We start from the raw sequence: 16537 nt of genomic DNA on the forward strand, positions 1-16537 counted from the left end.
GTTTGTTACCCGTCGGTTGTGGATTACTCGCCCGGCTGTGGACAGTTCGGGTGCAGGGGCGCGGGCTCAGGCTGGTTCCGGTTCCTTCAGCTCCGGCCTGGCCTCCGGCGCGGCGGCGCGGATCGCGTCCGCGGCCTGGTCGTCCGGTTGGGTTTGGCTGTCCCGCTCCGCCTCCACGCGTGCCTTGTAGATCTTGACCTCGCGGTTCTTCGTCTCCTCCGACCAGCCGAGCACGTCCGCCATCAGCGAAGCCACCTGCTCCGCGCAGTCCACGCCCCGGTGCGGGTACTCGATCGAGATGCGGGTCCGCCGCGCGAGGGTGTCCTCCACGTGCAGCGCACCCTCGTGCGAGGCCGCGTAGACGATCTCCACCTGCAGGTAGTCGGGCGCGGCCGTCAGCGGTTTCAGCAGCTCCGGCTTGCCCTCCGCGAGTGCGAGCACCTCGTGCACCAGCGACCCGTACCGGTCCAGCAGGTGCCGCACGCGGTACGGGTGCAGCCCGTGCCGCGCACCCAGCTGGTCCACCTGGTTCACCAGCGCGTGATACCCGTCCGCGCCCAGCAGCGGCACCTTGTCCGTGATCGACGGCTGCAGCCGCCCGGGCAGGTCGACCGCCGCCGCGTCCACCGCGTCCGCCGCCATCACCCGGTACGTCGTGTACTTGCCGCCCGCGATCGCCACCAGGCCCGGGGCCACCCGCGCCACCGCGTGCTCGCGCGACAGCTTCGACGTCTCCTCGCTCTCCCCGGCCAGCAGCGGCCGCAGGCCCGCGTAGACACCTTCGATGTCGTCGTGCTTGAGCGGCGTCGCCAGCACCGAGTTGACGTGCTCGAGGATGTAGTCGATGTCGTGCTTCGTCGCCGCGGGGTGGGCCAGGTCGAGGTTCCAGTCCGTGTCGGTGGTTCCCACGATCCAGTGGTTCTTCCACGGAATGACGAAAAGCACCGATTTCTCTGTCCGCAGAATCAGGCCCGACTCGGCCACGATCCGGTCGCGGGGCACGACGATGTGCACGCCCTTCGACGCACGCACCCGGAACCGGCCGCGCGAGCCGGACAGCCGCTGCAGCTCGTCGGTCCACACCCCCGTGCAGTTGATCACCGCGTTGGCCTGGACCTCCTGCGTGCGGCCGTCCTCCACGTCGTGGACCCGCACGCCCGAGACCCGGTCCGCCTCCCGGATGAAGCCCGTGACCTGCGTGGACGTCCGGATCACGGCACCGTAGTGGGCCGCGGTCCGCGCCACGGTCATGGTGTGGCGGGCGTCGTCGGCCTGCGCGTCGTAGTACCGGATGCCACCGATCAGCGCCGCCCGCTTCAGCGCGGGCACCAGCCGCAGCGCACCGGCGCGCGTCAGGTGCTTCTGGCCGGGCACGGACCGCGCGCCGCCCATGGAGTCGTACAGGAACAGACCGGCCGCCGTGTACGGGCGCTCCCACACCCGATGTGTCAGTGGGTACAGGAAACTCACCGGCTTCACCAGATGGGGTGCCAATCGGGTGAGCATCAGCTCGCGTTCGCGCAACGCCTCGCGCACGAGACCGAACTCGAGCTGCTCCAGGTACCGCAATCCGCCGTGGAAGAGCTTCGACGACCTGCTGGAGGTGCCCGACGCGAGGTCACGCGCCTCGACCAGCGCGACCCGCAGGCCACGGGTCGCGGCGTCCAGTGCCGTGCCGGCGCCGACGACGCCGCCACCGATGACGACCAGGTCGAACGTCTCGGAACCGAGTCGCCGCCAGGTCTCCTCACGCTCGGCTGTGCCCAGCTGACCGCCCGTGGTATCCGCTGTCACCGCGCCTCCTCGTCCTATACGTTCCGGACGAGAACCACGCTACCGGCCTAACCGGAGTCCCGATATCTGGACAAGTTGACCTTGTGCGCCGTAGCGTCGGGCTCGCTCAGGGTAGGCACCGGCGCCCCACCCTTCAGGCCGACGGTCGCCTACCACTTCAGCGCGAAGGAGTGGTCGTGGATCTGAACTTCGGCGAGATATTCCTCTGGGAGATGCTGGGCACGGCCGGGCTGATTCTGCTCGGTGCGGGCGTCGTCGCGAACGTGGTCCTCAAGCAGACACTCGGCACGGGCGGCGGCTGGCTCCTGATCAACATCGGCTGGGGTTTCGCGGTGTTCGTCGGCGCGAGCATCGCCAACCCGAGCGGCGCGCACCTGAACCCGGCGGTGACGCTGGGCCTCGTCGCCGCGGGCAAGGCGGAGTGGGCGGACGTGCCCGCGTACCTCCTCGGTCAGATGGTCGGTGCCTTCATCGGCGCCGTGCTGGCCTGGCTGACCTACAAGCTGCAGTTCGACACCCACGACGAGCCGGAGAACACCCGCGGCATCTTCTGCACCGGCCCGACGGTGCCGAACTACGCGTGGAACGTCGTCACCGAGGTCATCGGCACCTTCGTGCTGGTCTTCTGGATCCTGCTCAGCCCCGGCGCGTCCGTGGGCGGCGACGGCGTGCCGGTGTTCGGCAACGGGGCCCTCGGCTACGCGGCCGTCGCGTTCGTCGTCATCTCGATCGGCGCCTCGCTCGGTGGTCCGACGGGGTACGCCATCAACCCGGCGCGTGACCTCGGGCCGCGCATCGCCTACGCCGTGTTGCCGATCAAGGGCAAGGGGAGTCCCGAGTGGAACTACTCGTGGGTGCCGGTCGTCGGCCCGATCGTCGGTGGTGTCCTCGCCGGACTCCTGTACCAGATCCTGCCGGCCAGTTCCTGACGTAGAGAGGCATTCGCACGATGACGAGCTATGTGGCCGCGATCGACCAGGGCACGACGTCAACCCGGTGCATGATTTTCAGCCATGCGGGTGAAGTCGTGTCGGTCGACCAGAAGGAGCACGAGCAGATCTTCCCGAAGGCGGGCTGGGTCGAGCACGACCCGGAGGAGGTCTGGCGCAACACCCGTGAGGTGGCGGCGGGCGCGCTGGCGAAGGCGGACCTGTCGGCGAAGGACATCGCCGCGGTCGGCATCACCAACCAGCGCGAGACCGCGGTCGTGTGGGACAAGAAGACCGGCAAGCCGGTGTACAACGCGATCGTCTGGCAGGACACCAGGACCGACCGGATCTGCGGTGAGCTGGAGGCACTCGGCGGCGGCCAGGACCGGTACAAGGAGAAGACCGGGCTGCCGCTCGCGACGTACTTCTCCGGCCCGAAGGTCCGGTGGATCCTCGACAACGTCGAAGGCGCGCGGGAACGGGCCGAGGCGGGCGACCTGCTGTTCGGCAACATGGACACGTGGCTGCTGTGGAACATGACCGGCGGCGCCGAGGGCGGCATCCACGTCACCGACCCGACGAACGCGTCCCGCACGCTGCTCATGGATCTGTCCACTTTGGCCTGGGACGAGTCGATCGCGGCGGACATGAAGATCCCGCTGTCGATGCTGCCGGAGATCAGGTCGTCGTCGGAGGAGTACGGCAAGGTCCGCGAACGCGGCGCGCTGGCCGGGGTGCCGATCGCGGGCATCCTCGGCGACCAGCAGGCGGCGACGTTCGGGCAGGCGTGCCTGTCGCCGGGCGAGGCGAAGAACACCTACGGCACCGGCAACTTCGTGCTGCTGAACACCGGCACCGAGAAGGTGATGTCGCAGAACGGGTTGCTGACGACGGTCTGCTACAAGATCGGCGCCAATGATCCGGTGTACGCGCTCGAGGGTTCGATCGCGGTGACCGGCTCGCTGGTGCAGTGGCTGCGCGACAACCTGGGCATGATCGCGTCGGCGCCGGAGATCGAGAACATGGCGTCGGCGGTCGACGACAACGGCGGCTGCTACTTCGTGCCCGCGTTCTCGGGTCTTTTCGCGCCGTACTGGCGGTCCGACGCCCGCGGCGCCATCGTCGGGTTGACGCGGTATGTCAACAAAGGACACTTGGCGCGCGCGGTGCTGGAGGCGACGGCGTTCCAGTCGCGCGAGGTGATCGACGCGATGAACGCGGACTCCGGCGTGCCGCTGAAGTCGCTGAAGGTCGACGGCGGGATGGTGGTCAACGAGTTGCTGATGCAGTTCCAGGCCGACATCCTCGGCGTGCCGGTGATCCGCCCGGTGGTCGCGGAGACGACGGCGCTCGGCGCGGCGTACGCGGCGGGGCTCGCGGTCGGGTTCTGGGCGGGGGAGGACGACATCCGCAACAACTGGGCCAAGGACAAGGAGTGGACGCCGTCGATGGACGACGCCGCTCGGGAGAAGACCTTCGGGCAGTGGAAGAAGGCGGTGACGAGGACGTTCGACTGGGTGGAGGCGGAGGACTGACGGGTGGCCTCCGGCCCCCGGTCACCAGGCTACGGCACAGCACCGACAGACCGCCTGTCGCGCATGGGCGCGGCAGGCGGTTTGTCCACAGGTGGGATGGTTGTCCACAGGCAAGATCGACATCCGTCCCCCTGTCGGTGGTCACCGGTAGACTGGACAGCGGGGTGCCCCCGGGAGTGGTGGGGGCTGCCCGTACGTACTGGGGGCGCGGTTTTCTTTCGGTTTTCGCTGGTCAGTGCCGTTGTGGCGGTTTGTGTGTCCCGGGCCTGGTGGTTGGCCTTGTTGTGGGTTTTTCCCTCCGGGGGGTCCTCGCCGGACGGGCTGGTCTCCGGGATGGCAGGGGTTGGGCACGGGGTTGGGTTGGCAAGGACTGGTGTCCGTGGCTGCCTGCCATCCCGTTGACCTCCCGGAGGGCTATCACACCGCGTCAAGGGGGCCCGGCGGCTCTGCAGGGGGTTGGGTCGTGCTTCGGGCCCCCTTGACACAGTGTGATCGGGCTTCGCCAGGTCGACGGGATGGCAGGCAGGCAGTCCTTGTGTGGGCTGCGCCCGTTCTGCGTCGTTCTGTCCTTTTGGGACGGTCTGGTCAGTTTTCTGGGCGCATCATGCGTACTGGGCCGTCGCCGCCGAGGAAGTCGCCGCCTGGGCCGGGGTGTTGGTCGTTTGTCGGTAGGGGGGTGTCCAGGTTTGCCAGGACCACCTGGTCGCCTTTCGCCAAGCCCTCTTTGATTTCCGTTCTTGTCGGGCCTACCGCGCCCACCGTCACGCGTGTTGGTGTTGTCTGGTCGCCCGACAGGACCGTCACCATGCCTTGTCGCACTGCCGATGTCGGTACCGTCAGCACGTCTTTCGCCGTTGCCACCGTGATTGTTGCCGTGGCCGTGCTTCCCGTTGCCATCTGTGCCGGTGGGGTCGCGACCGTGATCGTCACCGGGTACGTCACCGTTTCCGACGACTCGTCCGGCAGGGTGCCCACCTCCGTCACCGTGCCCGGCACGTCCGTCGTCGTGCCTGTTGGGGTCACGTTCGCCGTCTGGCCGGTCGCGAGTGTTTGCAGTTGTTCCAACGGGACTGTCGCCGTCACCGTTGCCGCGCCTTTGCCGATCAGCGTCACTACCGGAGTGCCCGCGCCGACCTTGTCCCCGGCTGTTGCTGTCACCGCGCCTACCGTGCCCGCGATCGGTGCTCGCAGCGTCGCGCCCGCCAGTGCCTGCTCCGCTTCGACCAGCTTTGCCGTTGCCTCGTCCACCGACGCCTGGCCCTCCGCGACGGCGCTCGCCGACTCCGGTTCCGTCGGGACCGAGCCTGCCAGCGCTTCGATCGCCGACTGCAGCGTCGTCTGGGCGCGTTGCACCGCTTCCTGCGCTGCCCGCGTCGTTGTCACCGCTGCCGTGCACGTCGGCGATGTCGGGGCCGCGCACGCTTTCTCCTGTGCTGCCAGCGCGTTCGCCGCAGTCGTCAGTGCTTTCGTCGCTGTCGTTCGTGCCGTGCGGACCTTGTGCTGGTTCGACGCCAGTTCGTCCGATCGGCCCGCCGCTTCCTCCTGCGCGGCTTCGTCTTCCGCCAGCGCTGCTTCCGCCGCCGTCACCTGCGCCGACGCGCGATCCACCGCGGCCTGCAGGTCCGTCGTGTCCAGCGTGCCCAGTTCCTGCCCGGCGGTCACCTCGTCGCCCGGCGACACCGCCAGCGTCTTCACCGTGCCGTCCGTGCCGAAGGCGACGTCCGCGCGGTTCACGTGGTCGACCGTGCCCGTCACCGTCACCGTCTGGGTTACGTCGCCTGTCGTCACCGTTGACAGTCGGTAGCGGGGAGACGGGGACGCGTCCGCGAACGTCACCACTGCCGAACCTGCCGCGGCCACCAGTACGGCCGCCACCACCAGTCGCTTCATCACTCGCTCCGCAACGCGTCGATGGGGGTGAGGCGCGCCGCCCTCGACGCCGGGTACACGCCGAACCCGATCCCGATGGCCAGCGCGACCCCGATGGCGGCGGCTGTCGCGGGCACCGACACGCTCACCGGCTGGTCGAGCACCTCCGGCAGCACGAACGCGCCCGCCACGCCCAGTGCCACCCCGAGCAGCCCACCGCACGCGCCCAGCACGCCCGCCTCCACCAGGAACTGGCGGCGGATCGCCGACGGGGTCGCGCCCAGCGCCTTGCGCAGCCCGATCTCCCGGATCCGCTCCGTCACCGCCACCAGCATGATGTTCATGACGCCGATCCCGCCCACCAGCAACGAGATCGCCGCGACGCCCGCCAGCAGGATGGTCAGGGTCCTGTTCGTCGCGTTCGCCGTGTCCAGCAGCGACTCCTGCGACGTGATCGAGAAGTCGGTGTCGCCGTGCAGGTTCGCGAGCAGCGCGTCGACCTCCTGGTACGCGGCCGACAGCACGTCCTCCGACCGGGCCTGCACGTAGATCGTCGACACCGACGACGACGGGGTGCCCGCCAGCTCCCGCGCCGTCGCCACCGGGACCACGGCCACGTCGTCGTCGCTCGCCGAACTCGACGACGCGCCCGTCGACGCCAGCACGCCCACCACCGTCATCGGCCTGCCCGACACCGTGACCCGCTGCCCGACCGCCGGCCGGCCGCCGAACAGCTCGCCCGCCGTGTCCGGGCCCAGCACGACCACGTCCGCGTCGCCCTCGGTCAGGAACCGGCCCGCCGACAACGTCCGGTTGCGCACGGACAGCCACGAACCCGTCGTGCCGACCAGGCTCGACGTCCAGTTGGTCGTGCCCGCCACCAGCGCCGCCTGCGACGTGGTCACCGGCGCCACCGCCGCCACGTCCGGCGCCACCGCGGGATCGGCGAGTGCCGCCGCGTCCGACGTGGTCAGTGTCGACGCCGTGCCGAAACCGCCGCGCACCCCGGACGAGGACGTGCTGCTGCCCGGCGACACGATCAGCAGGTTGCTGCCCAGCGCGTCGATCTGCGCCCGCACCTGGTCCTGCGCGCCCAGCCCGAGGCCGACGGTCAGGATCACCGACGAGATGCCGATGACGATGCCCAGCATGGTCAGCGCCGACCGCAGCCGGTGCGCCCGGATGGCCTCCAGACCGCCGGCAAAGGTGTCCCGCCAGTTCATGCCGCGAGCCGCCCGTCCCGGATCAGCACCGACCGCTGCGCCCGCCGGGCCACGTCCGCCTCGTGCGTGATCAGCACGATCGTGCGGCCCACCGCGTGCAGCTCGTCGAACAGGGCCAGCACGTCGGCGGACGCCGCCGAGTCCAGGTTGCCCGTCGGCTCGTCCGCGAGGATCAGCGCCGGGTCGGTGACCAGCGCCCGCGCCACCGCCACCCGCTGCTGCTGCCCGCCGGACAGCTCACCCGGCCGGTGCGTGAGCCGGTCCGCGAGGCCGACGCGGGTCAGCGCCTCCTCGGCCCTGCGCCGCCGCTCCGCGGGCGCGACACCTGCGTAGGCAAGCGGCAGCTCCACGTTCCGGCACGCCGACAGGCTCGGCAGCAGGTTGAACTGCTGGAACACGAACCCGATGCGGCGGTTGCGGATGTCGGCGAGGTGCGACTCCGGCAGCGTGGTCACGTTGCCGCCCGCCAGCACGTACTCGCCGGACGTCGGCACGTCCAGGCAGCCGATGATGTGCATGAGCGTCGACTTGCCCGAGCCGGACGGGCCCGCGACCGCCACGTACTCGCCCTGCCCGATCCGCAGCGACACCCCGCGCAGGGCCTCCACCTCGACCGCGCCCGTCGCGTACGTCTTGCGCACGTCCGTCATCTCGATGATGGTGTTCACCGGCCGCCGCCGCCCTGCACGATCATGGGTCCGCCCATCATCGGGCCGCCGCCACCGCCGGGGAAGACCGTGTCCCCGCCACCACCACCGCCGCTGGGGGTGCGGTTCTGGACGTCGGCCCGCACCTCGACCTGGTCGCCCTCGACAAGACCGGCCGTGATCTCCGTCTGTGGGCCGTACGACTCGCCGACCTCGACGGCCGTGCGCACCGGCGTGCCGTCGACGACCTTGTTCACGTACGTCGTGCCGTCCTCGGTGTGCAGGGCCATGGCGGGCACGGTCAGCACGTTCTCGCGTTCCGCCACCACGACCACGACCGTCGCCGACGAGCCCGCGTACAGGTCGTCGCGCGCGCCGGTCACGTCCACGGTCACCGGGAAGGTCGCCGCGCCTGCGCTGTCGGCCGCCGCGACCAGGCCGACCGTGCGGACCGTGCCCTCGACCGGCTCGTCCGCGCCGACCGGGGTGATCTCGGCGGCGAGGCCCTGCTTGACGCGGGCCGCGTCGGCAGCGCTGACGTTCGCCTCGACCACGAACGTGCCCGTGGACACCACGGTCACCTGGGCGCTCTCCGCGTCCCCGCCGCTGCTCTGCTGGGACGTTCCCACGCGGTCGCCGACGGCCAGGTCCACCGCCGCCACCGTGCCCGCCATGGGCGATGTCAGCGTCGCCTGCGCCACCGCCTCCTGGGCGGCTGCCACGTCGCTCTCCGCGGACACCACCGCGGCGTCCGCGGACGCGTCGTCCGCGCCGGCGGCCTTGTCCTCCGCCGCGTCCAGTTGGGCCTGCGCGGCCGTCAGCTGGGCCTGGAGCAGCGTGTCGTCGACCCGCGCGAGCGCCTGGCCCGCGGTGACCGTGTCGCCTTCCTTGACGAGCACCTCGGTGACCTCGCCGGTCACGCCGAAGCTCAGGTCCGCGCGTGCCGCCGGCTGCACGGTGCCGGACGCGGACACCGTCTGCCGCTGCGTGCCGACCGTGACCGGCACGACCACCGGCGAGCTCGTGGCCTCAGCCGGTCTCAGCAACCACCACGCGGCGCCGCCGCCCGCGGCCACCACGACCACGCCGGCCAGCACAAGCAGCCTCTTCCTCACCCGTTGCTCCTCGGCTCTCGACGGCATCCTGGGCTGTCGTCGGAGAGCCTCGGGGCGGCGGCTGTGCGGCCGCTTCGGCGAGGCTGTGAATCAGATGTGAGGGCCGGCTACGGGCCGATGCCCTGGCACGGTCTCGTGCGCAGGTCGGCCACGTAGTCGGCGGGCGCACCCGCCGCCTCGGCCGCGTCGGACACCACGCCGAGGTAGCGCGCCGACGGCAGACCACCTTCGTAGGCGTCCAGGACGTACAACCAGGCGAGCACCGAACCCTCGAGCGTCTGCACCCGCAGTCTGATCTTCGAGTGCAGGCCCAGCTCGGAGCCCTCCCAGCGGTCGAGACGCGTCTCGTCCTCCGGTGTCACGTCGTAGAGCACCACGAACACCTGCGACTTGGGGTCCTCGACGATCGTCGCGAGCGCGCCCTCCCAGCCGAGGTCCTCCCCGCCGAAGGTCAGGCGCCAACCAACGAGCCAGCCGGTACCCGCCATCGGGGAATGCGGCGCTCGCTCCATCATCTGGGCGGGATCCATGTTGGACCCGTACGCGGCGTAGAGCGGCACGCCCGACAGCGTAGCGATACCTGGGATCATGCGCTGTCACCGCGCCGCGTCACGCCGCGTACCGTTTGTCCCGGAACGCTTCACACGAGCAGAGGGGAGCTGCAGGTGACCCGGATCGTGATCATGGGTGGCGGCCCGGCGGGATACGAGGCGGCGCTCGTCGCCGCCCAGCACGGCGCCGACGTCACGATCGTCGAACGGGACGGGCTCGGCGGCGCGTGCGTGCTGTACGACTGCGTGCCGTCGAAGACGTTCATCGCATCGGCGGGCGCCCGTGCCGCCTTCCACAACGCCGATGAGCTGGGCATTCGTGTCGACAGCCAGCTGCCTCCGGTCGACCTGCCCGCGGTGCACAGCCGCGTGCGCGGGCTCGCCCTGGCGCAGTCGGCGGACGTGCGCAACCGGGTGCAGCGCGAGGGCGTGCGGATCATCCACGGCGTCGCGCGGTTCTGCGACGACAAGCCGGGCATGGCCGCGCACCGCGTCGTGGCGGAGGTCCACGACGGCACGTCCGAGGTCCTGGACGCCGACGTCGTGCTCATCGCGACCGGTGCGACCCCGCGCGTGTTGCCCGGCGCCGTGCCGGACGGCGAGCGGATCCTCGACTGGCGGCAGATCTACGACCTGCCCGAACTGCCGGAACACCTCGTGGTCGTCGGGTCGGGGGTCACCGGCGCCGAGTTCGTGTCCGCGTACACCGAGATGGGGGTGCGGGTCACGCTGATCTCGTCGCGCGACCGCGTGCTGCCCCACGAGGACGCCGACGCGGCCGCCGTGCTGGAGGACGTGTTCGCGGCGCGGGGCACCGAGGTGGTCAAGCACGCGCGTGCGTCGCGGGTGGAGCGGACCGCCAAGGGCGTCGTCGTGCACCTGGAGTCCGGCGGCACGGTCGAGGCGTCGCACGCGCTGATGACCGTCGGGTCGATCCCGAACACCGAGGACATCGGGCTCGACAAGGTCGGCCTGGCGACGGGCCCCGGCGGGTTCGTGTCGGTGGACCGGGTGTCGCGGACGTCGGTGCCGGGCGTCTACGCGGCCGGTGACTGCACGGGCCTGCTGATGCTCGCGTCGGTGGCGGCGATGCAGGGCCGGATCGCGATGTGGCACGCGCTGGGCGAGGGCGTGGCCCCGATCAAGCTCAAGACGGTCGCGGCGAACGTGTTCACCCACCCGGAGATCGCGACGGTCGGCATCTCGCAGCAGTCGATCGACTCGGGCGAGGTCCCGGCGCGCACGATCATGCTGCCGCTGGCGACGAACGCCCGCGCGAAGATGGAAGGCCTGCACAGGGGCTTCGTGAAGCTCTTCTGCCGCCCCGCGACCGGCGTGGTGGTAGGCGGCGTGGTGGTGGCTCCCACCGCGAGCGAACTGATCCTCCCCATCGCACTGGCCGTCCAGAACCAGCTGACGGTGGAACACCTGACCCACACGTTCTCGGTCTATCCCAGCCTCTCCGGCTCGATCACCGAAGCGGCCCGCCGCCTGATCCGCCACGACGACCTGGACTAACCCCCACGCGAGTCACGCTCTCAAACACCGCGAGTCACGCTCTCGCGCACACCGAGTTGTCGATTTCGTGCAGATCTTGGTGCGGCCTGCGCGGAACAAGATCGGCACGAAACTGACAACTCGGTATGCCTCCGAGCGAGACTCGCGATGTTCCTGGGCGTGACTCGCGGGGTCAGGGGTGTTCTTCGTGGAGTTCTGTCAGGTGTTGCAGTAGGCGGCGGTGGTCGGCTGGGGAGATCGTCGTCCAGGGTTCCGCGTCGTCGGACTCGCGGCGGACCTGCAGGTAGCGGCCCGCTTCCGTGTCGAAGAAGCTGATCACCCGGGGGGTGCGGACGCGGCGGCCCCAGCGGTCGCGATGCGCGCTGCCGTACTGGCCGCGGTTGACGATGTCACCGATCATCTCCGCCAGCGTCTGCGCGTCCGGCGCGCGCACGCCGCGGTTGCGCAGCGCGACCGCCAGCTCCTCCTGCTTGCGTGCCTCCTTGGCGGCCGCCTCGAAGTCGGCGGTCGGCAGCGTGATCGACTGGCCGGGGCCCGCGGGCGCGGGCGGCAGCACCGACAGCGCGAACCTCGGCAGGCCCGTCGCGTCCGCGGGCCGCAGCGTCAGCCGGCCGTCCGCCAGTACCGCCAGCACGGCCTCGTCACCGGTCGCCGCCGTCAGCAGCCGCACCTCGCGGCCCAGCCACAACCGGCCGTCGATCTCCCGGTCCGGTTTGCGCAGCAACGACAGCAGGTGCGTGAGCCGCGGGTCGGCGTCCACGGGTGAGCCGAGACCGCGGCCCGCGAGCCCGTCCCACACGCCGCGGACGATGCGCTTGCGCTCCTCGTCCGTGTGGCCCGGGGACGGGACCCGCAGCACCAGCGGCATCTGGGCGACGCCGTGGTAGTGCTCCCACAGCACGTCGAACTCGAGCGTGCTGATCTCCACGGGGTCGGTGCCGACCCCGCCGATCGTGCTGCCGATCGTCATACGGCGATTATCGGCCGCCTTCGCCGATCACCGTGGGCGGCAGCTTGTGTTCCTCGTCCAGGATCGAGACGGACTCGGTGACCTCCGCGGACTCCCGCAGGTCGAACCGCCGCTTCGGGCTTTCGCCGACCGCGGGCTCCTCCGTGTCGCCGAACCACTGGCTGGACCCGATGGCGTCCATGCCGAACCGGCGCAGCGCCATCTTCTCCTGTCCACCGCCGACCGCTCCGGTCGCCGGCGCGATCGGCGCGCCCGCACCCGAGTGGGCAGTGGCGGCCGCCTGGCTCGCCGCCGCGGCCTGCTGGAACTGCTCGGCCGGCGGCAGGGCCGCGTTCGTCGACGGGGTCTTCTGCGGCATCGGGCCCTGCCCGCTGCTCGAGCCACCCGCGGCCGGGGCACCGCCACCGCCGCCGGCACCACCGCCGGACCCGCCGCCGGAGCCGCCGCGGTTGTTCGCCGTCCGCTCCTGCGTGCCGCCGCTCATCATGATGCGCGGCGCGAGCAGCGGTTCCCTGGACACACCCATCGTCTTGCCGGGCGCCTGCGGAGCGGGCGGCAGCGGCCGCCGCTCCTCCCACTGCGCGGACGAGCCACCCGTCGACTGCCCGTGCCAGTCGTTGCGCGGCCCGCGCCAGTCGTTGCGGGGGTGGTCGTCGTGCCGGGACGGCCCGCCGTGACCGACGAGCCCGGACACGACGGTCGGCAGGATGCCGAGCAGCCCGCCGCCGTGGCCGTTGCTCATGCCGGTGTTCGGCAGCAGCTTCTGCGGCATGTCGAAGTTCGCGAGCGAGGCCGTGGTCGTCTTCGTGTTGTTCTCGTAGGCGGCCATCACCTCGACGGCCCGCTCCTCCGCGGACGACGCGCCCGCCTCGGCGGGTTCGGCGTCGACCTGGGTCTGGAGCACCTGCACGGCGGGCGCGACCGTCGGGTCGGGCTGCACCGGCGGCACGCCTTCGGGGGCGGGCATGTCGGCGCGCGCCTTGGCGATGTGGTCGGCCTGGTCCTCGACAGCGGTGCGCATGAGCCCCGCGTTGGCGCCGGCGTTGGTGGCCCACGCGACCGTGGTCGACAGCCGGTCGTACGCGGCGCCCGCGGCGCGGCCCTGCCAGCCGGAGCCGGTCAGGTCGAGTGCCTTCTTGAGGTCCTCGCCGATCTCGGTGAGGGTCGAGGAGATCTCGGCCCAGCGCCGCGACGGTGACGCGGCCGCGGCCGCGCCGGGACCGTCGTGCAGCATCAGGTACAGCTCTTTGTGGGTGTAGCCGCGCCAGCGCGTGCCCTCGGCCGGGTCGCCGGCGGCAGGCGTCTCCTCGGCGGGCGGCGTCGTGGGGGTGTCAGGCATGGTGGTCAGCCCCCGTTCTTACCGACGCCGTGGACGTTGTCGCCGTCCGTCTTCGAGTACTGCTTCGCGGTCTTGTCCAGGTTCTGGACCGCGGCGTCCAGCTCGGCGCGGTAGGCGCGCAGGGTGTCCACCGCGGACCGGTCCGCCTCGACGGAACGGTCGTTGAAGAGCTTGGTCGCGCCCTGGCTGACCGGGTCCTTGGCCCACGCGTTGATCCGCAGCTCCGCCTCCGCCAGCTCGAGTTGGCGGTCCACCCTGGCGAGCGCGTCGGCGAAGGCCGAACGCAGGCCTGGCACCGCGTCCGGATCGACCCTGACGATGTCGTTCTGGGTACCCCCACCCCCGTGCTTACCTGGCACTCGGTTGCCCTCCCAACCAGATCCCCTGTGGTCGATCAACCATATCCAATACGGATGATCGGATTCGATGGTTCACCCAGTTTTCGTGAGATCTTTTTCGCCGAGTCTGGCAATCGGGTGAAGGGCGGGCAATCCGCCGATCGGCTCGCGACCTTCGGCGGGTGTCAGTAGCCGCGCTCGTGCCGCCACCTGCGCCGCTGGTCAGGACCGCGGCGCTGGCCGTGCCACCGGCCGTTCACAAAAAGAAAGAAGAACAGCAGGGGCACGAAAAACCCGATCTTGAGCACGACCAGGACCGTGCCGATGGCGAGGATCGCGGCGACCGGGATCGCGACGGGCGCGACCTTCTCGACGAACCCGCGCTCCCGCGGCGCGACCGCGCCCTTCGGCTGCCCGAAGGCAGGCTTCGGCTCGGGCAGGTCGCCGAACAGGCGGAGCAGATCACCGCGCGTCTTGGCGGTGGCGACCTGCGCGGAGCGCTCCCCGTACTCGTCGATGTCCAGCCGGCCCGCGCTCATGTGCTCGCCGAGCTTGGTGAGGGCCTCTTCCCGCTCGGCGTCACTCACCCGGATGTCCGACGGCTGGTACTCGCTCACCCTTCGATCGTACGTCTGTAATCCGGTAATCAACCGTGACGATTGTCGTGACCTGAGGGTCTTCTCAGCCCGGCGCCCGGGGAACCGCGGCAAGCCGCTCGCGCGCGCGATGGCAACCCCCACCCGATCCCGGGGGCCACCCGCCATGCCAGTCTACCGGTACCCACCGACAGACCCGGGGTTGTCGATCTTGGCTGTGGACAACCGGGTGGGCTGTGGACAACCCGGGTTTTGCCAGGCCGGGTTGTCGGTGGTCGCCGGTACGCTGGATTTCGGGGGCCGAGGGCCGCGCTCAGTCCTTCAGCTCGCAGAGCACGGTGCCCTGCGTGACCGTCTCGCCCTGGCCGACGTTCAGGCCGGTGACCGTGCCCGCCTTGTGGGCGGTGACGGGGTTCTCCATCTTCATGGCCTCCAGCACCACGATCAGGTCACCCGCCTCGACGGTCTGCCCGTCCTCGACGGCGATCTTCACGATCGTGCCCTGCATGGGCGCCGCCACCGCGTCGCCCGAGACCGCCGTCGCCTTGCCGCCCGAGCGCTTGCGGGGCTTGGCCGCGGCCGCCCTGGGGGCCGACGCCGTCGCCAGGCCCCCGGGCAGCGACACCTCGAGCCGGCGTCCGCCGACCTCCACGACGACGGTCTGCCGCTCGTCCTCCGACGACGACGGCGACGGCGACGCGTCGGCGGGTGCGGTGAACGGCTCGATCCTGTTGTCGAACTCGGTCTCGATCCACCGCGTGTGCACGGTGAACTCCGACGCGAACGCCGGGTCGCGCACGATCACGCGGTGGAACGGCAACACCGTCGCCATGCCCTCGACGACCATCTCGTCCAGCGCGCGCCGCGACCGTTCGATGGCCTCCTCGCGGGTGGCACCCGTGACTATCACCTTCGCGAGCAGCGAGTCGAACTGGCCGCCGATCTCCGTGCCCGACTCGACGCCGGTGTCCACGCGCACGCCGGGTCCGTCCGGCGGCACGAACCTCGTCACCACGCCCGGCGCGGGCAGGAAGCCGCGCCCCGCGTCCTCGCCGTTGATGCGGAACTCGATCGAGTGACCCCGGGGCGTGGGGTCCTCGGTGAACCGCAGCTTCTCGCCCGCCGCGATGCGGAACTGCTCGCGCACCAGGTCGACGCCCGCCGTCTCCTCCGACACCGGGTGCTCCACCTGCAGCCGCGTGTTGACCTCCAGGAACGAGATCGTCCCGTCCTGGCCCACCAGGTACTCGACCGTGCCCGCGCCCGAGTAGCCGGCCTCCTTGCAGATCGCCTTCGCCGAGGAGTGGATGGCCGCGCGCTGCTCGTCCGACAGGAACGGCGCCGGGGCCTCCTCCACGAGCTTCTGGTGCCGCCGCTGCAGCGAGCAGTCCCGCGTGCCGACCACGATCACGTTGCCGTGCTTGTCGGCCAGGACCTGCGCCTCGACGTGCCGCGGCTTGTCCAGGTAGCGCTCCACGAAGCACTCGCCCCGCCCGAACGCCGCCACCGCCTCGCGCACCGCCGAGTCGAACAGCTCCGGGATCTCCTCGATCGTCCGCGCCACCTTCAGCCCGCGGCCGCCGCCGCCGAACGCGGCCTTGATCGCCACCGGCAGGCCGTGCTCCTCCGCGAACGCCACGACCTCCTCCGGCCCGCCGACCGGCTCCTTCGTCCCCGGCACCAGCGGCGCGCCCGCGCGGGTCGCGATGTGGCGGGCGGTCACCTTGTCGCCCAGGTCGCGGATGGCCTGCGGCGACGGGCCGATCCACGTCAGGCCCGCGTCGATCACGGCCTGCGCGAACTCCGCGTTCTCCGACAAGAACCCGTAACCGGGGTGTACCGCGTCCGCCCCCGATCGGGTGGCCGCGTCGATGAGCTTCTCGATGTTCAGGTAACTCTCGGCGGCGGTCGAGCCGCCGAGGGCGAACGCCTCGTCCGCCAACCGGACGAACATCGCGTCCCGGTCGGGGTCGGCGTAGACAGCCACGCTCGGGAGGCCTGCGTCCCGGCACGCACGGATGACGCGGACGGCGATTTCACCGCGGTTGGCGATCAGGATCTTGTTGAGCTGGGGCACGCCCTTACTCCCTCATCGACGAGGCGGCACACTTGT

The 16537-nt window shown here is 70.9% G+C and carries 14 protein-coding genes; 3 read left to right on the forward strand and 11 right to left on the reverse strand.

What is annotated here, in order from left to right; genetic code table 11:
* Positions 1–66: 66 nt before the first annotated feature.
* Entirely contained in the window at positions 67–1794 is a 1728-nt protein-coding gene (glpD, locus tag ACYQ77_RS03740) for a glycerol-3-phosphate dehydrogenase (RefSeq protein ID WP_459707395.1), read from the reverse strand.
* 182 nt (positions 1795–1976) lie between these two features.
* Here glpD and ACYQ77_RS03745 point away from each other — a divergent pair, with 182 nt between their 5' ends.
* Entirely contained in the window at positions 1977–2723 is a 747-nt protein-coding gene (locus ACYQ77_RS03745; protein WP_459708141.1) for an MIP/aquaporin family protein, read from the forward strand.
* A 20-nt stretch (positions 2724–2743) separates the two neighbouring features.
* On the forward strand, positions 2744–4258 hold the full coding sequence (gene glpK, locus ACYQ77_RS03750) for a glycerol kinase GlpK (protein WP_459707396.1): 1515 nt from the start codon (positions 2744–2746) through the stop codon (positions 4256–4258).
* 585 nt (positions 4259–4843) lie between these two features.
* Here the strand turns inward: glpK and ACYQ77_RS03755 are convergent.
* From ACYQ77_RS03755 to ACYQ77_RS03775, 5 genes are all read right to left on the reverse strand, one after another.
* Positions 4844–6148 carry an efflux RND transporter periplasmic adaptor subunit gene (locus ACYQ77_RS03755; protein WP_459707398.1) on the reverse strand — a complete coding sequence of 435 codons (1305 nt, stop codon included), beginning with the start codon at positions 6146–6148 and terminating at the stop codon, positions 4844–4846.
* Positions 6148–7350, reverse strand: a complete 1203-nt coding sequence (locus ACYQ77_RS03760) for an ABC transporter permease (RefSeq protein ID WP_459707400.1) — start codon at positions 7348–7350, stop codon at positions 6148–6150. The genes ACYQ77_RS03755 and ACYQ77_RS03760 overlap by 1 nt, the downstream gene beginning before the upstream one ends.
* Positions 7347–8000, reverse strand: coding sequence for an ABC transporter ATP-binding protein (locus tag ACYQ77_RS03765; RefSeq protein WP_459707402.1), 654 nt, complete (start codon positions 7998–8000; stop codon positions 7347–7349). Before ACYQ77_RS03765 ends, ACYQ77_RS03760 begins: the two co-directional genes overlap by 4 nt.
* Before the next feature lie 14 nt (positions 8001–8014).
* Positions 8015–9112 carry an efflux RND transporter periplasmic adaptor subunit gene (locus tag ACYQ77_RS03770; protein ID WP_459707404.1) on the reverse strand — a complete coding sequence of 366 codons (1098 nt, stop codon included), beginning with the start codon at positions 9110–9112 and terminating at the stop codon, positions 8015–8017.
* A gap of 107 nt (positions 9113–9219) precedes the next feature.
* Positions 9220–9672: a gamma-glutamylcyclotransferase gene (locus ACYQ77_RS03775; protein WP_459707405.1), complete on the reverse strand. Its 453-nt coding sequence runs from the start codon at positions 9670–9672 to the stop codon at positions 9220–9222.
* A 105-nt stretch (positions 9673–9777) separates the two neighbouring features.
* On the opposite strand from ACYQ77_RS03775, the gene ACYQ77_RS03780 reads away from it, so the two are divergent.
* A complete protein-coding gene (locus ACYQ77_RS03780) occupies positions 9778–11181 on the forward strand; it encodes an NAD(P)H-quinone dehydrogenase (protein ID WP_459707407.1) in 1404 nt (467 codons plus the stop codon).
* A 172-nt stretch (positions 11182–11353) separates the two neighbouring features.
* Here the strand turns inward: ACYQ77_RS03780 and ACYQ77_RS03785 are convergent, their stop codons facing one another.
* The 5 genes from ACYQ77_RS03785 to ACYQ77_RS03805 all read right to left on the reverse strand — a co-directional run bounded on the left by ACYQ77_RS03785 (position 11354) and on the right by ACYQ77_RS03805 (position 16501).
* Positions 11354–12151 carry an ESX secretion-associated protein EspG gene (locus ACYQ77_RS03785; RefSeq protein ID WP_459707409.1) on the reverse strand — a complete coding sequence of 266 codons (798 nt, stop codon included), beginning with the start codon at positions 12149–12151 and terminating at the stop codon, positions 11354–11356.
* Positions 12152–12158: 7 nt separating this feature from the next.
* Positions 12159–13490: a PPE domain-containing protein gene (locus tag ACYQ77_RS03790; RefSeq protein WP_459707411.1), complete on the reverse strand. Its 1332-nt coding sequence runs from the start codon at positions 13488–13490 to the stop codon at positions 12159–12161.
* A gap of 5 nt (positions 13491–13495) precedes the next feature.
* Complete coding sequence (locus ACYQ77_RS03795) at positions 13496–13849, reverse strand: PE domain-containing protein (protein WP_459707413.1); 354 nt, start codon at positions 13847–13849, stop codon at positions 13496–13498.
* Between the two features lie 164 nt (positions 13850–14013).
* The gene (locus tag ACYQ77_RS03800; protein ID WP_459707414.1) at positions 14014–14445 is read right to left on the reverse strand and encodes a DUF1707 SHOCT-like domain-containing protein; all 432 of its coding nucleotides are present in this window, start codon (positions 14443–14445) and stop codon (positions 14014–14016) included.
* A gap of 292 nt (positions 14446–14737) precedes the next feature.
* Complete coding sequence (locus ACYQ77_RS03805) at positions 14738–16501, reverse strand: acetyl/propionyl/methylcrotonyl-CoA carboxylase subunit alpha (protein WP_459707416.1); 1764 nt, start codon at positions 16499–16501, stop codon at positions 14738–14740.
* Between the last annotated feature and the right edge of the window lie 36 nt (positions 16502–16537).

The organism is Actinophytocola sp. KF-1 (assembly GCF_054661535.1).